Origin of the sequence: Agrococcus lahaulensis DSM 17612 (genome assembly GCF_000425105.1) — a bacterium.
Lineage (GTDB): Bacteria > Actinomycetota > Actinomycetes > Actinomycetales > Microbacteriaceae > Agrococcus > Agrococcus lahaulensis.
The window spans coordinates 36,881-54,448 of sequence record NZ_AULD01000017.1 but is presented as its reverse complement, the minus strand read 5'-3'; the positions used below and the strand labels follow the sequence as shown (position 1 = coordinate 54,448).

General features: G+C 73.1%; 19 protein-coding genes. 4 read left to right on the top strand and 15 right to left on the bottom strand.

Features of this window, described 5'->3' with window-relative positions:
- Window positions 1–25 precede the first annotated feature (25 nt).
- Window positions 26–1,387, bottom strand: coding sequence for a flavin monoamine oxidase family protein (locus H508_RS0109045; protein WP_026373825.1), 1,362 nt, complete (start codon window positions 1,385–1,387; stop codon window positions 26–28).
- 72 nt (window positions 1,388–1,459) lie between these two features.
- The gene (locus tag H508_RS0109040; RefSeq protein WP_026373824.1) at window positions 1,460–2,086 is read right to left on the bottom strand and encodes a TetR/AcrR family transcriptional regulator; all 627 of its coding nucleotides are present in this window, start codon (window positions 2,084–2,086) and stop codon (window positions 1,460–1,462) included.
- An 84-nt stretch (window positions 2,087–2,170) separates the two neighbouring features.
- On the opposite strand from H508_RS0109040, the gene H508_RS0109035 reads away from it, so the two are divergent.
- Both H508_RS0109035 and H508_RS0109030 read left to right on the top strand, forming a co-directional pair.
- On the top strand, window positions 2,171–3,196 hold the full coding sequence (locus H508_RS0109035; RefSeq protein ID WP_026373823.1) for an agmatine deiminase family protein: 1,026 nt from the start codon (window positions 2,171–2,173) through the stop codon (window positions 3,194–3,196).
- Entirely contained in the window at window positions 3,193–5,130 is a 1,938-nt protein-coding gene (locus H508_RS0109030) for an amidase (RefSeq protein ID WP_245569493.1), read from the top strand. Before H508_RS0109035 ends, H508_RS0109030 begins: the two co-directional genes overlap by 4 nt.
- Before the next feature lie 150 nt (window positions 5,131–5,280).
- Here the strand turns inward: H508_RS0109030 and rsfS are convergent, their stop codons facing one another.
- From rsfS to rplU, 10 genes are all read right to left on the bottom strand, one after another.
- On the bottom strand, window positions 5,281–5,661 hold the full coding sequence (gene rsfS / locus H508_RS0109025; RefSeq protein ID WP_026373821.1) for a ribosome silencing factor: 381 nt from the start codon (window positions 5,659–5,661) through the stop codon (window positions 5,281–5,283).
- 16 nt (window positions 5,662–5,677) lie between these two features.
- Window positions 5,678–6,892 carry a hypothetical protein gene (locus tag H508_RS17430; RefSeq protein WP_026373820.1) on the bottom strand — a complete coding sequence of 405 codons (1,215 nt, stop codon included), beginning with the start codon at window positions 6,890–6,892 and terminating at the stop codon, window positions 5,678–5,680.
- On the bottom strand, window positions 6,889–7,485 hold the full coding sequence (gene nadD / locus H508_RS0109015) for a nicotinate-nucleotide adenylyltransferase (RefSeq protein ID WP_026373819.1): 597 nt from the start codon (window positions 7,483–7,485) through the stop codon (window positions 6,889–6,891). Before nadD ends, H508_RS17430 begins: the two co-directional genes overlap by 4 nt.
- A 9-nt stretch (window positions 7,486–7,494) precedes the next feature.
- Window positions 7,495–7,689 (bottom strand): hypothetical protein, encoded by a 195-nt coding sequence (locus H508_RS0109010; RefSeq protein WP_026373818.1) that lies wholly within the window; start codon window positions 7,687–7,689, stop codon window positions 7,495–7,497.
- 27 nt (window positions 7,690–7,716) lie between these two features.
- Window positions 7,717–8,964 carry a glutamate-5-semialdehyde dehydrogenase gene (locus H508_RS0109005; protein ID WP_026373817.1) on the bottom strand — a complete coding sequence of 416 codons (1,248 nt, stop codon included), beginning with the start codon at window positions 8,962–8,964 and terminating at the stop codon, window positions 7,717–7,719.
- 9 nt (window positions 8,965–8,973) lie between these two features.
- The gene (locus H508_RS15515; protein ID WP_035254631.1) at window positions 8,974–9,399 is read right to left on the bottom strand and encodes a GNAT family acetyltransferase; all 426 of its coding nucleotides are present in this window, start codon (window positions 9,397–9,399) and stop codon (window positions 8,974–8,976) included.
- Window positions 9,396–10,187 carry a glutamate 5-kinase gene (gene proB, locus H508_RS0108995; RefSeq protein WP_026373816.1) on the bottom strand — a complete coding sequence of 264 codons (792 nt, stop codon included), beginning with the start codon at window positions 10,185–10,187 and terminating at the stop codon, window positions 9,396–9,398. Before proB ends, H508_RS15515 begins: the two co-directional genes overlap by 4 nt.
- Window positions 10,184–11,716, bottom strand: a complete 1,533-nt coding sequence (obgE, locus tag H508_RS0108990) for a GTPase ObgE (RefSeq protein WP_026373815.1) — start codon at window positions 11,714–11,716, stop codon at window positions 10,184–10,186. Before obgE ends, proB begins: the two co-directional genes overlap by 4 nt.
- Before the next feature lie 68 nt (window positions 11,717–11,784).
- On the bottom strand, window positions 11,785–12,039 hold the full coding sequence (gene rpmA, locus H508_RS0108985) for a 50S ribosomal protein L27 (protein WP_021010990.1): 255 nt from the start codon (window positions 12,037–12,039) through the stop codon (window positions 11,785–11,787).
- 13 nt (window positions 12,040–12,052) lie between these two features.
- Complete coding sequence (gene rplU / locus H508_RS0108980) at window positions 12,053–12,361, bottom strand: 50S ribosomal protein L21 (protein ID WP_021010989.1); 309 nt, start codon at window positions 12,359–12,361, stop codon at window positions 12,053–12,055.
- 155 nt (window positions 12,362–12,516) lie between these two features.
- On the opposite strand from rplU, the gene H508_RS0108975 reads away from it, so the two are divergent.
- The gene (locus H508_RS0108975; protein WP_026373814.1) at window positions 12,517–12,783 is read left to right on the top strand and encodes a DUF4031 domain-containing protein; all 267 of its coding nucleotides are present in this window, start codon (window positions 12,517–12,519) and stop codon (window positions 12,781–12,783) included.
- Window positions 12,784–12,885: 102 nt separating this feature from the next.
- On the opposite strand, the gene H508_RS15510 is transcribed toward H508_RS0108975, so the two are convergent.
- Both H508_RS15510 and leuE read right to left on the bottom strand, forming a co-directional pair.
- A complete protein-coding gene (locus tag H508_RS15510) occupies window positions 12,886–15,420 on the bottom strand; it encodes an Rne/Rng family ribonuclease (protein ID WP_084155253.1) in 2,535 nt (844 codons plus the stop codon).
- Window positions 15,421–15,620: 200 nt separating this feature from the next.
- Complete coding sequence (leuE, locus tag H508_RS0108960) at window positions 15,621–16,268, bottom strand: leucine efflux protein LeuE (RefSeq protein WP_051223115.1); 648 nt, start codon at window positions 16,266–16,268, stop codon at window positions 15,621–15,623.
- 75 nt (window positions 16,269–16,343) lie between these two features.
- Here leuE and H508_RS0108955 point away from each other — a divergent pair, with 75 nt between their 5' ends.
- Window positions 16,344–16,961, top strand: coding sequence for a vitamin K epoxide reductase family protein (locus H508_RS0108955; RefSeq protein ID WP_051223113.1), 618 nt, complete (start codon window positions 16,344–16,346; stop codon window positions 16,959–16,961).
- Between the two features lie 22 nt (window positions 16,962–16,983).
- Here the strand turns inward: H508_RS0108955 and ndk are convergent, their stop codons facing one another.
- On the bottom strand, window positions 16,984–17,394 hold the full coding sequence (ndk, locus tag H508_RS0108950; RefSeq protein WP_035254629.1) for a nucleoside-diphosphate kinase: 411 nt from the start codon (window positions 17,392–17,394) through the stop codon (window positions 16,984–16,986).
- Window positions 17,395–17,568: the final 174 nt, after the last annotated feature.

Sequence of the window (17,568 nt, the reverse complement as noted above, 5' to 3'; positions counted from 1 at the left end):
TGACTCCTGTCTGGTTCTGGCTCGGTCAGGCGCCGAGCTCGTGGATGACCTCATCCGCCGCGCCCCAGCCGCGGCGGATCGCGCCGTCGACGTGCTGGTAGCCCTCGGCGGCGATGTCGCTGCAGGCCCAGTGCAGCGGGCCGAGCGGCTCGCGCTGCATCGCGCCGTAGCGCGAGAGGCCGCCGATGTCGAAGCTCGCGGCGTACGCGCCGCGCGTCCACTCCTCGGCACCCCAGTCCGAGAGGTAGAAGACCTCCGGCTCGAGCGCGCGCGGGCCGAAGTACGCCGCGAGCTGCTCGAGGATCGCAGCGCGTTGCGCCTCCGGTCCCAGCCGGAACGACGCATCCGCGTTGAGGTCGGAGATGAAGGCGACGAGCGTGCCCTTCTCGTCCTCGTGGTTCGTGTTGTCGTAGACCTCGTGCACGGGGCTGTGCGGGGCGAAGACCGTGCCGGAGAGGCCGTCCTCGCGCCAGAACGGCGAGTCGTAGACGGCGTGCACCTTGATGACGAGGCCGAGCGAGACGTGCTGGTGCATCTGCTGGTGCAGGCGCGGCAGCGGCGGCTGGAAGTCGATGCGCGCGTAGAGGTTGGGCGGCACCGCGACGACCGCGCGCTTCGCCCGGACGACCACGCCGCCGTCGGCGTGCGCGACGACGCCGTCGGCGGAGTGCTCGAGCCGGCGCACGGGCGCGTTCAGGACGACGGAGTCCCCCAGCTGCTCGGCGAGCCGCAGCGAGACCTGCTGCATGCCGCCGACGACGCGGCGGTCGAGGATGAAGTCCTCGTCGACGAGGTTGGCGAAGCCGCCCGCCGAGGCCGCCATCAGCAGCGCCTGCAGCAGGCTGAACGAGTGCGCGGGCTTCGTGAGCATCGCCTCGGCGACGTAGATCGAGACGATCTCGCACGCGGATTCGTCGTCGGACTGGGTGCGGAGCCAGTGGTGCCACGAGATGGCGTCGAACTCGGCGGCCCGGGGGTGCGCCCAGGGCGCGGTCGCGCCGACCTCGGTCGCGAGCGCGTCGAGGATGCCGATGAGGCGCTCGATCTCGGCCTCGGTCTCGGCGCCCGCGGGGAAGATCTCGCCCGTGTAGCGGTGGCGCTGCCCCTCGCGGTCGACGTAGATGCTCTCGCCGTCGCGGTAGCGCGGGAAGGTCTCGAGCCCGAGCCGATCGAGCGTCTCGATGAGCGCCTCCTGATCGGGCGAGACCCACTGGCCGCCGATCTCGAGCACGGCGCCGTCGATCTCCCGCGTCCACGTGCGGCCGCCGACGCGGTCGCGCGCCTCGAGCACCGTCACCGTCAGACCGGCCTCGACCAGTCGCGTCGCTGCGCTGAGGCCAGCGGCCCCGGCGCCGATGACGAGCACGTCGCTAGCGCGTTCGAGCATGGTGTGGATCCCTCCCTCGTCGGCGCTGCTCAGCGCCGCGGGAGCGAGTGTCGCACACTATTGGTCAGATGATCAATAGGCGGCGCGGGCGAGCGCCGAGCTCGGGATGCCGAGCAGCCCCGCGACCGTGCGCGTGACGTAGCGCACCGTCTCCTCCTCGTGCCCGGCCCACACGGTCGCCTGCGCGCTCAAGCCGTCGGTCGCGCCGATCACGAAGCGCGCGAGCGCGAGGGGGTCCGGCGCGCGGAAGGCGCCCGAGGCATCCCCTCGCTCGAAGACGCCCGCGACGAAGTCCTCCCACGCGCGCGCCTGGTCGACGAGCGTCGCGGCGAGCTCCTCGTTGCGGCGCGACAGGCTCCAGCCGTCGAGCCACACGAGCGCGACGTCGCGGCGGTAGTCGCGGATGAGCCCGTGCAGGAGCGCGATGACGCGCTCGACGTCGTCGCCGTCCACGGCATCGACGCTCGACCGCACGGTCTCGAGCTCCTCCTGCGCGATGTCGTGGAAGATCTCGGCGACCAGGAGCTCCATGCGGCCGGCGTAGTGCGTGACGAGCCCGGGCGCGACCCCGGCGCGCTCGGCGACCGCGCGCTGGGTGACGGCGCTCAGGCCGGATTCGAGCGCGATCGCGCGCGCCGCGCCGTACACGTCGGCGCGCCGCTCCTCGGGACTCTTCCGCACTCGCTTCGCTGGGGTCATTGCTTCCTCGCCGCGACCACAGTAACTTGTCGACCCAGACTATTGATCAACCGATCAATACGCGATCGCGATGATGGGAGACGGATGTCCTGGCGCATGCCCGTGGAGTCGGCGCCGCACGAGCGGCTGTGGATGGCGTTCCCGCACGGCCCGAACGCCGGCGACTCGCCCGCCGAGGCCGCGGCGGCGCACGAGGCCTGGGCGGCGGTCGCGAACGCCGCGAGCGAGTTCGAGCCCGTGACGATGATCGTCGACGCCGACGAGCTGGGCGTCGCGCGACGGCTGCTCTCGAGCGCCGTGACGATCGTCGAGGCGCCGCTCGACGACGCGTGGATGCGCGACATCGGCCCGACCTTCGTGCTCGACGAGCGCGGCAGGCTCGGCGCGGTCGACTGGGTCTTCAACGGCTGGGGCGCGCAGGACTGGGCGAGCTGGGAGCACGACGCGCGGATCGGCTCGCTCGTGGCGGAGCTCGCCGGCGCTGAGCGCATCCCCTCCCCGCTCATCAACGAGGGCGGCGCCATCCACGTCGACGGCCGCGGCACCGTGCTGCTCACCGAGACGGTGCAGCTCGACCCGGGCCGGAACCCCGGCATCTCGCGCGCCGAGGTCGAGGCGGAGCTCGAGCGCACGATCGGTGCGACGCATCCCATCTGGCTCCCCCGCGGCCTCACGCGCGACTACGAGCGCTACGGCACGCGCGGCCACGTCGACATCGTCGCGTCGCTCGTCGGGGACGGCCGCGTGCTCGTGCATGACCAGCGCTCCCCCGAGCATCCCGACCACGCCGTCTCGCGCGACACCGCGAGGCTGCTCGCCGAGGCGGTCGACGCGAGCGGCGCTCGGCTCGAGGTCGTGCCGCTGCCCGCGCCCGCGACGCTCCGCGACGGCGAGGGCTGGGTCGACTGGTCGTACGTCAACCACGTGATCGTGAACGACGGCGTCATCGTGTGCGGCTTCGACGACCCCGCCGCCGACGAGGGCGCGCGCGAGGTGCTCGAGGCGGTCTACCCGGGGCGGCGCGCCGTGACCTTCGACGCCCGCGAGCTCTTCGCGCGCGGCGGCGGCATCCACTGCATCACGCAGCAGCAGCCGAGGAGCGCCTCGTGAGCGAGGTGCCTTCGGAGGATGGCGTGCGGCTCGTCGAGGCGAGCGTGCGCTCGCTGCGGGCCGAGCTCGACGCGGGGCGGACGACCGCCACCGAGCTCGCGGCGCTCACGCTCGCGCGGATCGCCGCGTTCGACGTCGCAGGCCCTTGCCTGAACGCCGTGCCCGTGCTCGCGCCCGACGTGTTCGAGGCGGCGGCGGCCGCCGACGCGCGGATCCGCGCCGGCCGTGCCGCCGGGCCGCTCGACGGCATCCCGTTCACCGCGAAGGAGAGCTACTCGGTGCGCGGCATGACGGTCTCGGCCGGGAGCCCCGCCTTCGAGCACCTCGTGGCCGGCGAGGACGCGTTCGCGATCGAGCGGATGCGCGCGGCCGGGGCGGTGCTCATCGGCCTCACGACGATGCCCCCGATGGCGAACGGCGGCATGCAGCGGGGCCTCCGCGGCCGCGCCGAGAGCCCCTACAGCGCCGAGTGGCTGACGAGCGCGTTCGGCTCCGGCTCCTCCAACGGCTCCGGCAGCGCGACCGGCGCCTCGATCGGCGTCATCGGGCTCGGCGAGGAGACGTGGTCGTCGGGCCGGGCGCCTGCGAGCTGCAACGCGCTGTGCGCCTACACGCCCTCCCGCGGCCTCATCTCGATGCGCGGCAACTGGGCGCTCGTGCCCACGATGGACGTCGTCGTGCCGCACACCCGCTCGATGGCCGACCTGCTCGCGGCGCTCGACGCGGTCGTGGTGCCGGACGAGCGCACCGACGGTGACTTCTGGCGACAGCAGCCGTGGCTCGACGTGCCGGCCGTGGCCGACGTGCGGCCGGCCTCGTTCGCGGCGCTCGAGCCCGCGCCCCTGGCCGGCCTCACGATCGCGGTGCCGCGCATGTACATCGGCGGCGACCGGGAGCTCCGCACCCCCATCCCGACGCGCGAGAGCGTGCTCGAGCTCTGGCGCGCCATGGCCGACGACCTGCGCGCCGCGGGCGCGACCGTCGTCGAGACCGACCTGCCGCTCGTGTCGAACTACGAGGGCGATCGCGACGGCGCGCCTCACATCCTGGACCGCGGCATCGTCCCGCCCCGCTTCATCGAGAGCGAGCTGCGCGAGCTCGCGGTGTGGGCCTGGGAGGGCTTCCTGCAGCGCAACGGCGATCCGGCCCTGACGCACTTGCGCGACGTCGACGGCGAGCGCATCTTCCCGCATCCGCCCGGTGCCCTCCCCGACCGCTTCGAGCGCAGCTCGCCCGCGTTCGAGCCCGCGGCGAGCATCGACCTCGCCGAGTTCCCCTCGCTGCCCGTGCCCGAGCTCGAGGACATCCCCGCGATGGCGGCCGGCATCGCGGGGCTCGAGGAGACGCGCCGCCTCGACTGGGACGAGTGGCTCGACGCGAACGGGATCGACGTCGTCGTGATGCCGACGCTCGCCGACGTCGCACCCGCCGACGCCGACACGAACCCCGCCTCGGCGGAGCTCGCGTGGCGCAACGGCACGTGGGTCGCGAACGGCAACCTCGTGTGGCGGCACTTCGGCATCCCGACCGTCACGGTGCCGATGGGCACCGTGCGCGACATCGGGATGCCCGTCGGGCTCACGATCGCCGGCCGGCCCTACGACGACGAGCGCCTGCTGCGCATCGGGCTCGCGATCGAGGCGCAGCGGCAGCGGCGCACCGTGCCGCCCCGGACGCCGGAGCTGCCGGCGACGCGCTGGACCGCGCTCGGCGGCGCTGACGACGCGAGCGTCGAGCTGCTCGTGACCCGCGACGGCGACGAGCTCACGGTCTCGGGTCGCGCGACGGGCGACGCCATCGCGCTCTGGATCGACGGCGCCCAGGCGGAGCCGACGATCGAGGGCGACCGCTTCACCGCCCGCGGGCGCGGCAGCATGGCCGTCGCGCTCGTTCGCGCCCGCGGCGGCGACGCGGGAGCGTTCTGGCGGGCCTGAGCCGTCAGGCCGGTCAGCTTCGGGCCCCCGCGACCTTGCGAGGTCACTTCGAGTGACCACTCAGGCGCGGAGTTGACCACTCAGGCGCGGAGTTGACCGGTGCCGGTGGGGCACTCGCGCGCTAAGGCAGCGGTCCGCTGCAGCGGGGCGCTACTCGGCGGTGGCGGGGGCCTCGGGCAGCTGCAGGTCGACGACCGGCGCATCGCGCCAGAGCCGCTCGAGCTGGTAGTAGGTGCGCTCCTCCTCGTGGAAGATGTGCACGACGATGTCGGAGAAGTCGAGCAGCACCCAGCGGCCGTCCGCGCGGCCCTCGCGGCGGATCGGCTTCGCGCCGTCGACGATGAGCGCGTCCTCGACCTCGCGCGCGATCGCGCTCACCTGCCGCTCGTTGCGGCCCGTCGCGATGAGGAAGACGTCGGTGAGCGGCAGCTGGCCCGAGACGTCGAGCGCCACCTGATCGACGGCGAGCGCCTTGTCGGCGGCGCGCGCCGCGGCTCGGGCGAGTTCGATCGCCCGCTGATCGGCACTCATCGTGCACTCCTGATGTTCAGAGGATCCCCTGCGAGAGGGCCCAGACGATGACGCCGACGACGCCCGCGACGAACACGCCGGCGCCCGCGCCGATCGCGACTGGGACGACGTTCGTGCGCTGCTTCTGCGGCGCGATCTGCACGCGCGCGTTCGCGTACGACGACACGGCCTTCGACGCGCGCACGGGCGCGGTCTCGGGGCTCGTCACCTCGCCCTCGGCGACCTCGGCGTCGACGTCGCTGCCGTCGATCGAGGCGCTGCCGCGACCCGAGGAGGCGAAGCCCTCGGGCACGTCGATCGAGCCGGTGACGAGCAGGCCGTCCTCGCCCTCGAGCTGGAAGTCGGGGCTGTCGGTGCCGGCGGGCAGCACGAGCGCGTTCGCGGTGAAGGACGAGGTCGACGAGCCGCCGCCGCTCGTGGCGACGCCCTGGTCGCGGAGGTCGGCGATGTGGTGCTCGGACGTGTCGGAGACGACGTTGACGATCACCGGCAGGCGCTGCGACTGGCCGCGGCTCGGGCCCGTCGGGGTCGGCTCGTCCTCGGACTCGGCAGCCCGCTTGTCTTCGAGCTGCGCGGGCGTCGACTCGGCGACGCGGTGCGCCGAGACGCGCGGCTGCTCGACGACGACCTCGTCGATCTCGAGGCTGTCGAGCTCGTGGTCGTCGACGGTGTCGAGGCCCTGCACGTCGTCGACCTGCACGCTCGAGCGGCGCGCCGACGAGGGCGCGGGCACGGATGCGGTCGGCCGCTGGGCGGGCGGGACCGGCTCGACCTCGGCCTCGATGATCTCAGAGCGCTCGGCCTCGTCGACGTCGACGCGGTCCATCGCGACGGTCTCGGACAGGTCGATCGGCGCCTGCGGCGCCTCGGCGGCCTTCTTGCGGCCGAAGAAGCGACCGAGCGGCTTCGAGGGCTGCAGCGCGGGCTCGGGCGCGATCTCGGGCTGCGGCGCGAGCTCGGGCTCGGCGTCGGCGTCGGCGGAGGGCTCGGCCTCGGGCGCGTCGACGGCGAGCTGCGCCTCGAGCGGCTCGATGGGCTGCGTCTCCTCCGGCGCCGCGGGGACGCTCGGGGCCGAGTGGCGGCCGACGCGCTCGGGCTCGTCGCTCAGCTGCTCGCGCTCGGCTGCATCGGGGACCGGCGGGACACCGCCGGTGCGGGCCAGCTCTGCAGCGCGCTCGAGCTCGCGAAGCTGGCGCCTGGTGAGCGGGCGCCCCTCGTTCGCATCGGTCATGCTGTCAGTCTCCGGTACAGGTCGTTCTTGCTGATGTATTGAACCACCCCGTCGGGCACGAGATACCAGACGGGATACCCGGCGCGGACGCGCGCACGGCAATCGGTCGAGGATATCGCAAGGGCGGGGATCTCCAGCTCGGAGACACGCTCTCGCGGATAGTCCTGCACCGACAGGTGGTGGCCCGGGCGGGTGACCGCGACGAAGTGCGCGAGCTCCCACAGCTCGTCGGCGTCCTTCCACTCCACGATCGAGGTGAACGCATCCGCCCCCGTGATGAAGAAGAGCTCGGCGTCGGGGTGCGCTGCCCGCACGTCGCGGAGCGTGTCGATCGTGTACGTGGGCCCGCCGCGGTCGATGTCGATGCGGCTGACGCGGAAGCGCGGGTTCGACGCCGTCGCGATGACCGTCATGAGGTAGCGATCCTCGCTCGGCGAGACGTTGCGCTTCTGGTAGGGCTCGCCGGTCGGCACGAAGACGACCTCATCGAGCGCGAAGTGATGCGCGACCTCGCTCGCGGCGACGAGGTGGCCGTTGTGGACGGGATCGAACGTGCCGCCCATGATGCCGAGGCGTCGGCGGCGCTCAGCCACGGAGGCGGATCAGGCGTTGCCGTGCACGTCGTGCCGCTCGGAGCGGTGCGCGACGTCGCGGAACGATCGCAGCACGATCGCCGAGATGATGAAGACGGCGGCGGTGATGCCCGCGGCGATGTAGGGCCCGAAGCCCGAAGCGGCGTCGCCCTCGGCCTCGAGCGAGGCCTCGAGCAGGGCCGAGGTCAGCGTGATCAGCGTCATGGTGCAAGCCTATCGCGGTCGGATCGGTCAGGCCCGCACCTGGCCGGTGCCCCGCACGATCCACTTCGTGCTCGTGAGCTCGGGCAGGCCCATCGGGCCGCGCGCGTGCGCCTTCTGGGTCGAGATGCCCACCTCGGCGCCGAAGCCGAACTCGCCGCCGTCGGTGAACCGGGTGGATGCGTTGTGCATGACGACCGCGGAGTCGACCTCGGCGAGGAACCGGGCCGCCGCGTCCTCGTCGTCGGTGACGATCGTGTCGGTGTGGTGGGTGCCGAAGGCGTTGACGTGCTCGATCGCCGCGTCGAGGTCGTCGACGACGCCGATCGCGACGTCCATCGAGAGGTGCTCGGTCGCCCAGCCGGCGTCGCGGAGCGGCTCGGCGCCGTCGACGCCCGGGAGCTCGCCGTCGGCGTGGATCGTGACGCCCGCCTGCTGCAGCGCGACGGCGAGCGTCGGCACGGCGGTCTCGGCGATGTCGCGGTGCACGAGCACCGTCTCGAGCGCGTTGCAGACGCTCGTGCGCTGCGTCTTGGCGTTGAGCACGATGTCGAGCGCCATCGAGAGGTCGGCTGCGCGGTCGATGAAGGCGTGCACGACGCCGGCGCCCGTCTCGATGACGGGCACGGTCGACTCGGTCACGACGCGGTCGATGAGCGCGGCGCTCCCCCGCGGCACGAGCAGGTCGATGAGCCCGCGGGCGCGCATGAGGCGGCCGGCGCCGTCGCGGCCGAAGCGGTCGATCGTCTGCACGACCTCGCGCGGCAGGCCCTCGCCCTCCACCGCATCCTGGATCGCCTCGACGAGCGCGGCGTTCGTGCGCTCGGCGGCCGATCCCCCGCGCAGCACGACGGCGTTGCCCGAGCCGAGGCCGATGCACGCGAGGTCGACCGTGACGTTGGGGCGCGCCTCGTAGATGACGCCGACGACGCCGAAGGGCACCCGCACCTCGGTGAGCTCGAGCCCGTTGGGCAGCGTGCGCTCGCGCAGCACCTCGCCGATCGGGTCGGGCAGCTCGGCGAGCGCGCGAGCGGCGGCGGCGAGCCCCGCGATGCGGGCCTCGTCGAGCAGCAGCCGGTCGAGCATGCCCTCGGCGAGCCCGCTCTCGCGGCCGCGCTCGAGGTCCTCGGCGTTCGCGGCGAGGATGCGGTCGGTCGCGTGCTCGATCGCGGTCGCGATCGCGCGGATCGCCTCGTGCCGCTGGCCCGCCGGCGCGACGCCGAGGGTGCGAGAGGCTCGCTTCGAGTCGGTCAGCAGCACGTCGAGGTCATCGGCCATGCCTCGATCCTAGGAGTCCGCGGATGCCTCGAGGCGGCGTCCGAGCACCACGACGGGCTGCTCGTCGTAGCCGAGCGCGCGGTAGAACGCCGCGACCGCGTCGTTGTCGCGCCGCACCATGAGCTGCAGCTTCACGCCGCCGCGCGCGACGATCCAGGCCTCGGCCGCGCGCACGAGCGCCGCGCCGAGGCCGCGGCGCTGGTGATCGGGCGCGACGGCGAGGTAGTAGAGCCAGCCGCGGTGGCCGTCGTGCCCGACCATCGCGGTCGCGACGAGCACGTCGCCGTCGCGGATGCCCAGCACGGCGGATGCGCTCCCGGCGATCGCGCGGTCGAAGTCGGCGCGCGGCGGGTTCCAGGGGCGCGTGAGCCCGGTCCCCTCCCAGAGCCCGATCGCCTCCTCCGCGTCGGCCGGGCCGAGCTCGACGACGCTCACCGGGCGGCGGGTTCGCGGACGACGGGATTCGGCTCGAACTCGGTGCCGAGCCGCTCGCCCGAGAGGAGCCGGTCGAGCAGCGGCGTCGCGGTGACGGTGACCCTGACGCCCGCGTCGGCCGCGAGGCGGGCCGCGTCGACCTTCGTCATCGCGCCGCCCGAGCCGATGTGCGAGCCCGACGCGCCGAGGCGCACGCCCTCGAGCGGGTCGCCGAAGGGCACGCGCTCGATCGGCTCGGAGCCCGGCTCGTCGGGCGGCGCGGTGCGGAGCGCCTCGATGTCGGAGAGGAGGATGAGCCGGTCGGCGCCGACGAGCCGCGCGACGAGCGCCGCGAGCCGGTCGTTGTCGCCGAAGCGGATCTCGTGGGTCGCGACCGTGTCGTTCTCGTTGACGATCGGCAGCATCCGCAGCTCGAGCAGCCGCTCGAGCGCGTTGCGCGCGTTCACGCGGTGCGAGTCGAGCTCCATGTCGGAGGCGGTCAGCAGGATCTGCGCAGCGACGACCTCGTGCCGCGAGAGGCTCCGCTGGTAGCGGTTCATGAGCACGTTCTGCCCGACCGCGGCCGCGGCCTGCTGCATCGGCAGGTCGACGGGCCGCGACTCGAGGCCGAGGTAGGGCATGCCGGTCGAGATCGCGCCGGAGGAGACGAGGATGACCTCGGCCGAGCGGTGCAGCCGGGCCAGGGCGTCGACGAGCGGCTCGATCTGGCCGCGCCGCTCCCCCGAGATGGAGGAGGAGCCGACCTTGACGACGACGCGCTCGCCGGCGGTGAGGTCGAGCCGCGTCATGCCTCGTCTTCCCAGCGCTGCACCTCGAAGCCCTCGTCGTCGACCCACAGCCCTGCGTCGCGCTCGGTGCCGAGCTCGTCGCGCGCGGCCTGCTTCGCGTCCATGCGGCGGTGGTACTCGTCGCGCCGCTCGGCGGTCGTGCGGCGGTCGTTGCGATCCAGGCGCGGGTCGGTGCCGCGGTTGCCGACGAGCTCGGCGGCGGAGGCGATCGTCGGCTCCCAGTCGAAGACGATGCCGGCCCCCGGTCCGATGACGACCGTCGCGCCCGGGACGGCACCCGCCTTGAGGAGCGCCTCCTCCGTGCCGAGCTTCGCTAGCCGGTCGGCGAGGTAGCCGACGGCCTCGTCGTTCTGGAAGTCGGTCTGCTGCACCCAGCGCTCGGGCTTCGCACCGAGGATGCGGTACACCGGTCCGGCGTGCGAGCCCTCGACCTTGATCGTGAAGCCGGCCTCGTCGACGGCGCGCGGCCGCAGCACGATGCGCTCGGGCGCGGGCTCGGCGGCCTTCGCGCGGCGGTCGGCCTCGACGATCTCGGCGAGCGCGAACGACAGCTCGCGAAGGCCCTTGTGCGCGACGGTCGAGATCTCGAAGACCCGGAAGCCCATGGCCTCGATGTCCTCGCGCACGAACGCGGCGAGCTCGGCGGCCTCGGGCACGTCGATCTTGCTGAGCGCGACGAGCTGCTGGCGCTCGAGGAGCGGCGTCTGGCCCTCGGGCACGGGGTAGGCGGCGAGCTCGCGCAGGATGACCTGCAGGTCGCTCACGGGGTCGCGGCCGGGGTCGAGCGTCGCGCAGTCGATGACGTGCAGGAGCGCCGAGCAGCGCTCGACGTGGCGGAGGAACTCGAGCCCGAGCCCCTTGCCCTCGCTCGCGCCCTCGATGAGGCCGGGCACGTCGGCGATCGTGTAGCGCGTCTGGCCCGACTCGACGACCCCGAGGTTCGGGTGGAGCGTCGTGAACGGGTAGTCGGCGATCTTCGGCCGCGCGGCCGACATCGCGGCGACGAGGCTCGACTTGCCCGCGCTCGGGAAGCCCACGAGCGCGACGTCGGCGACGGTCTTGAGCTCGAGCGTGACGTCGCCCTCGAAGCCCGGCGTGCCGAGGAGCGCGAAGCCGGGCGCCTTGCGCTTCTGGTTCGAGAGCGCGGCGTTGCCGAGGCCGCCCTGGCCGCCCTCGGCGACCACGACGCGCATGCCCGCCTGCGAGAGGTCCGCGAGCTGCTCGCCCGAGGCATCCGTCACCACCGTGCCGACCGGCACGGGCAGCACGAGGTCGGCGCCCGTCGTGCCGGAGCGGTGGTCGCCCATGCCCGGCTGCCCGTTCTCGCTCGAGCGGTGCGGGTTGCGGTGGTAGCCGAGCAGCGTCGTCACCTGCGGGTCGGCGACGAGCACGATGTCGCCGCCGTCGCCGCCGTTGCCGCCGTCGGGGCCCGCGAGCGGCTTGAACTTCTCGCGCTTGACGGAGACGCAGCCATGGCCGCCGTTCCCTGCGCGCAGGTGCAGCGTCACCTGGTCGACGAATGTCGCCACGGAGGCCTCCTCTCGATGCGAGAACGGGGCGAGCCGAAGCCCGCCCCGTTCATCGGGTGTGTCTGGTGTCAGCCAGCGGCGACGATGTTGACGACCTTGCGGCCGCCCTTCGTGCCGAACTCGACCGCGCCCGCCTCGAGGGCGAACAGCGTGTCGTCGCCGCCACGACCGACGCCGGCGCCGGGGTGGAAGTGGGTGCCGCGCTGGCGGACGATGATCTCGCCGGCCTTGACGACCTGGCCGCCGAAGCGCTTCACGCCGAGGCGCTGCGCGTTCGAGTCACGGCCGTTGCGGGTGGACGATGCGCCCTTCTTGTGTGCCATGTGTGCGGCTCCCTTACTTGATGCCGGTGACCTTGAGGCGCGTGAGCTCCGAGCGGTGGCCCATGCGGCGCTTGTAGCCGGTCTTGTTGCGGTAGTGCTGGATGCGGATCTTCGGGCCGCGCAGGTCGGTCACGACCTCGGCCGTCACCTTGACCTTGGCGAGCGCGTCGGCGTCGGTCGTGACCTTGTCGCCGTCGACGAGCAGCACGGGGGCCAGCTCGACGTTGCCGTTGTCGTCACCGGCGATGCGGTCGACGACGAGCACGGTGCCGACCTCGACCTTCTCCTGCCGGCCGCCGGCGCGCACGATTGCGTACACCACGTTGGATCCTCACTGTTGGAACGACTCCCGGCAGGGCCGGGACGAAGCTTGTAGCGCGCGCAAGGAATTGCGACGAGCGCCAGCGAACAACGATACACGCCGCGAGCCATGCCGGTCAACAGCACCTCCCCGCGTGGCGGCGCTACCGTGGGCGCATGGCGATCCTGGTGGACGAGCCGCTCTGGCCGAATCACGGCACGATGTGGGCGCACCTGGTGAGCGACTCGTCGCTCGACGAGCTCCACGCCTTCGCGCGTGCGGCGGGCATCCCCCGGCGCGGCTTCGACCACGACCACTACGACGTGCCCGCCGAGCGGATCGCCGAGCTCGTCGCGATGGGCGCCGAGCAGGTGCCGCCGAAGGTGCTCGTGCGGCGGCTCATCGCGAGCGGGCTGCGCGTGAAGGAGCGGGAGCGGCACTAGTCACCCGTCCGTCGAGTAGCGGCCGCAGGCCGCGTATCGAGACGGATCTCGATACGGCCCTGCGGGCCTACTCGATCAACGGAGAAGCAGCGGCCCGCCCGATCAGCGGTCGCGGTCGTCGGGCTTGGCCGTGATGATGCCCGACGAGGCGCGGCGCGAGCGGCGCGCGGCCTTGCCGGTGCCCGGCGCTGGGGCGGCGAGCGCGTCGAGCGCGCCGCCGAGCAGTCCGTCGAGGTCGCGCTCGGTCGCCTTCTCGGCCACCGGCTCCGCCTTCGCCTCGACGGGGATGTCGAGGATGGTCACGATGGGCTCGGCGGCGACCGCCTCGACCGCGGCCTTCGACGGCGCGACCTTGCCGGAGGGGCGCTCGCGCTGGGCCTGCTCGCCGGAGGGCTGCTCCCCCGTCGGCTGCTCGGCGTCGACCGCCTTGCCCTTCGCGGCGGCCGCGATCTGCGACAGGCCCTTGCGCATGTCGTCGGTGATCGCGTGCGTGCCGCCGTTGCCGCCGCCCTGCTGCTGCTGGTGCTGCTCGGCCTGCTGCTCGCCCTGCTTGCCGCGGCCTCGACGGCGACCGCCGCCCTGCCCGCCGTTCTCCTGCTGCTGGCGCTGCGGCTTCGAGACGGGCTCGTGGTGCACGATGACGCCGCGGCCCGCGCAGACCTCGCACGGCTCGGAGTAGGTCTCGAGCAGGCCGAGGCCGAGCTTCTTGCGCGTCATCTGCACGAGGCCGAGGCTCGTGACCTCCGCCACCTGGTGCTTCGTGCGGTCGCGGCTGAGGCACTCGATGAGGCGGCGCTGCACGAGGTCGCGGTTCGACTCGAGCACCATGTCGATGAAGTCGATCACGATGATGCCGCCGATGTCGCGCAGCCGCAGCTGGCGCACGATCTCCTCGGCCGCCTCGAGGTTGTTCTTGGTGACCGTCTCCTCGAGGTTGCCGCCCGCGCCGACGAAGCGGCCCGTGTTGACGTCGACGACGGTCATCGCCTCGGTGCGGTCGATGACGAGCGAGCCGCCCGAGGGCAGCCACACCTTGCGGTCGAGCGCCTTGTCGATCTGCTCGGCGATGCGGAAGTGGTCGAAGGGGTCGTCGGTGCCCTCGTAGGCCTCGACCCGGTCGAGCAGGTCGGGCGCGATGGCCTCGAGGTACTCGCGGATCGTGGCGAGCGCCTCCGAGCCCTGGATGATGAGCTTCGAGAAGTCCTCGTTGAACACGTCGCGGACGATCTTCACGAGCAGGTCGGGCTCGGCGTGCAGGCGCTGCGGTGCGGAGCCGTTCCGGAGCTGCTGGATGCGCTCCCACTGGCGCGTGAGGCGCTCGACGTCGCGCGTGAGCTGCTCCTCGGTCGCGCCCTCGGCGGCCGTGCGCACGATGACGCCGACGCCCTCCGGCAGCACCTGCTTGAGGATCTTTTTGAGGCGGGCGCGCTCCGTGTCGGGCAGCTTGCGGGAGATGCCGTTCATCGAGCCGCCGGGCACCGAGACGAGGTAGCGGCCGGGCAGCGAGATCTGGCTCGTGAGCCGCGCGCCCTTGTGGCCCACCGGGTCCTTCGTCACCTGCACGAGCACGGTGTCGCCGGGCTTGAGCGCGAGCTCGATCTTGCGCGGCTGGCCCTCGAGCTCTGCGGCGTCCCAGTCGACCTCGCCCGAGTAGAGCACGGCGTTGCGGCCGCGGCCGATGTCGACGAACGCGGCCTCCATGCTCGGCAGCACGTTCTGCACGCGGCCGAGGTAGACGTTGCCGATGAGGCTCGACTCGCTCGCCTTCGCGACGTAGTGCTCGACGAGCACGCCGTCCTCGAGCACCGCGAGCTGCACGCGGTCGTGCTTCGAGCGCACGATCATCTGCCGCTCGACGGCCTCGCGGCGGGCGAGGAACTCGGTCTCGGTGACGACCGTGCGGCGGCGACCGGCGTCGCGGCCTTCGCGGCGGCGCTGGCGCTTCGCCTCGAGGCGCGTCGACCCGCGCACCTTCTGCGGCTCGGTGATGAGGGGCTTCTCGTCCTCGCCGCGGCGCGAGCGCGACCGCGACCGCGAGCGGCGGGAGCGCCGGCCGTCCTGCTGGTCGTCGCCCTCGTCGTCGTCCTCGTCGTCCTCGTCGTCGAGCTCTGCGCGCAGCGGCGGCAGTGCCGGGAGCCGCGCGAGGTCGGGCGCGTGGAAGAGCAGGCCGAAGGGTCCGGCGGGCACCTCCGGCAGCACGCGCGCGGCGGCGAGCGGGTCGTCCTCGGCCGGCGCGTCGGCGGCGGCGTCGTCCGAGGCGGATGCGTCCGCGGGCTTGCCGGGGTCGGCGAGGCCGGGCTCGTGGCCGGGCTCCTGCTCGCCCGACTGGGCGAGCGCGCCGGCAGGCGCCTCCGCCGAGGGCTGCTCCGCGGGCTCGACGTCCGCCGACTGCGCGGTGACCGTCGGCTCGGCCGGCGCTTCCGCCTGCTCGCCCGGCGTCGCCGCCTGCTCAGCCGGTGCGTCCGCCGTCTCGCCCGACGCATCCGCCGTCTCCGGGGTCGCGTCGGCCCCGGTCCCGGCCTTGCGGCGCGTCGTGGCGCGCTTGCGCGGCGCCTTCTGCGCCTCGGGCTCGGTCGTCTCTGCTGCCCCCGTCGCCGCCGTCGGCTCTTCGGGGAGGGTCGTGTCGTTGTCCACCATCGCTGGCGCGCTCCTGCCACGACCGGCGCCGCCGGTCGTCATCTCTGTCGCGAACGGGGCGCGCCCCGGCGCGAATCCTTCCTTCCGCCCCCTCGCGGGGACGACCCGGGTCGGCGGTGCCGCCCGGAAAACCTGTGCGAGCGCCCGTCGGACGCTGCGGGAAGTCTACCGCACGCGCTCCGCGAGCCCGCTGCCGACGCTCACGGCAGCACGACCCGCACCGCGAGCGCGAGGAAGCCGAGCGCCGCGACGAGCGTGCCGATGATCGCGAGCCAGCCGTGCGGCTGCACCCTGCGGCCGATGTTCGCGCCGATGAGCACGAGCACCGTGAGGTAGGCCGCCGAGAGGCCCTCGATGATGAGCATGAGCACGAGCAGGTCGACGAGCGGCGTCGGCGAGGCGGGATCGATGAACTGCAGCAAGAAGGAGGCGAAGAAGAGGATCGCCTTCGGGTTCAGCAGGCTCGTCACGAGTGCCGTGCGGAAGGGCCGCAGGCGCGGCTGGGCGATGATCGGGTTGGGCGCGGTCGGCGGGCTGATCGGGCTCTCGGTCGGCTCGGGCTCGGCGGTGCGGCGCAGCTTCGCGCGCAGCCGCTCGAGCGCGCTGCGCACGAGGCCGAGCGCGAGCCAGCACAGGTAGAGGGCGCCGGCCCAGATGAGCACGGTGTAGACGACCGGGTTCGCCGAGAGCGCCTGCGCCGAGAGCACCGCGAGCACCATGAGGATCGCGTCGCCGAGGAAGACGCCGAGCATCGCGCGGAAGCCTGGCCCGCGACCGGCGCGCAGCGATGTCGTGGCGACGAAGAGGCTGTTCGCCCCCGGCAGCAGCACGATGACGATGGCACCCAAGGTGAATGCTGTGAGAGTCGCCGCGTCGAAGCTCATCGCTCCCCCGGGATGAGAGGATGCTGAGCAGGAGGCACCATGACCGACGCTCGACCCGCCCACATCGCCGCGCCCGTGTGGCTCGGCGTGCTGCTCATCGTCACCGGGCTCGCGGGGCTCTCGGGCGCGTTCGCGCTCTCGGTCGAGCGCATCGAGCTGCTGCTCCATCCGGAGGAGCTGCTCTCGTGCGACCTCAACCCGTTCCTGTCGTGCTCGGGCGCGATGGAGTCCGACCAGGGCAGGCTGTTCGGCTTCCCGAACCCCTTCCTCGGGCTCATGGCGTTCCCGGCTCCGATCATCATGGGGGCGCTGACGCTCGGGCGCGTCGCGATGCCGCGGTGGGTGTGGACGGTCTTCTCGATCGGCGTGCTCGGCGGGCTCGTCTTCGTGCTGTGGCTCGCGCAGCAGTCGGTCTTCGTGCTGGGCTTCGTGTGCCCCTGGTGCTTCCTCGTCTGGATGGCGATGTACGCGATGGCGTTCCCGCTCTGGACGTGGGCGCTCGGCGCCGGCGCGCTCCCGGCGCCCGCGGGCCTGCGGCGCACCGCGGCCCGCTTCTCGGCGTGGGGCTGGGTGCTCTCGCTCGCGCTCGCCGTGATCGTCGTGGTGACGATCATGGTCGTGCTGCCGGGCATCCCCCGGTTCCTGTTCTCCTTCTAGGAGGCGGCGCGAGCCGCGCGGCTCAGCTGAACCAGAGCGCGAGCTCGCGCGCGGCCGACTCCTCGGAGTCGGAGCCGTGCACGAGGTTCTGCTGCACCTTCAGGCCCCAGTCGCGGCCGAGGTCGCCGCGGATCGTGCCGGGCGCGGCGGTCGTCGGGTCGGTCGTGCCGGCGAGCGCGCGGAAGCCCTCGATCACGCGGTCGCCCTCGAGGCGGATCGCGACCGACGGGCCCGAGAGCATGAACTCGACGAGCGGCTCGAAGAACGGCTTGCCGCGGTGCTCGTCGTAGTGCTCCTCGAGCAGCGCCCGCTCGGGCTGCACCATCCGCAGGTCGGCGACGACGTACCCCTTGGCCTCGATGCGCGCGAGGATCGCGCCGGTCAGCTGGCGCTTGACGCCGTCGGGCTTGATGAGGACGAGGGTGCTCTGCATGGGCTCCAGCCTACCGACGCCCTGCGGCCGGGCGCCGCGCCGCAGGCCGGGCGGCAGCCACCGTGTGCACGCTGCTGCGGCCTCGCGGCTCGGCAAGCCGCAAGAGCGTGCACCTCGATCAGCGTCCGCGCGGGCAGCACCCACCATGTGCACGCTGTTGCGGCCTCGCGGCGC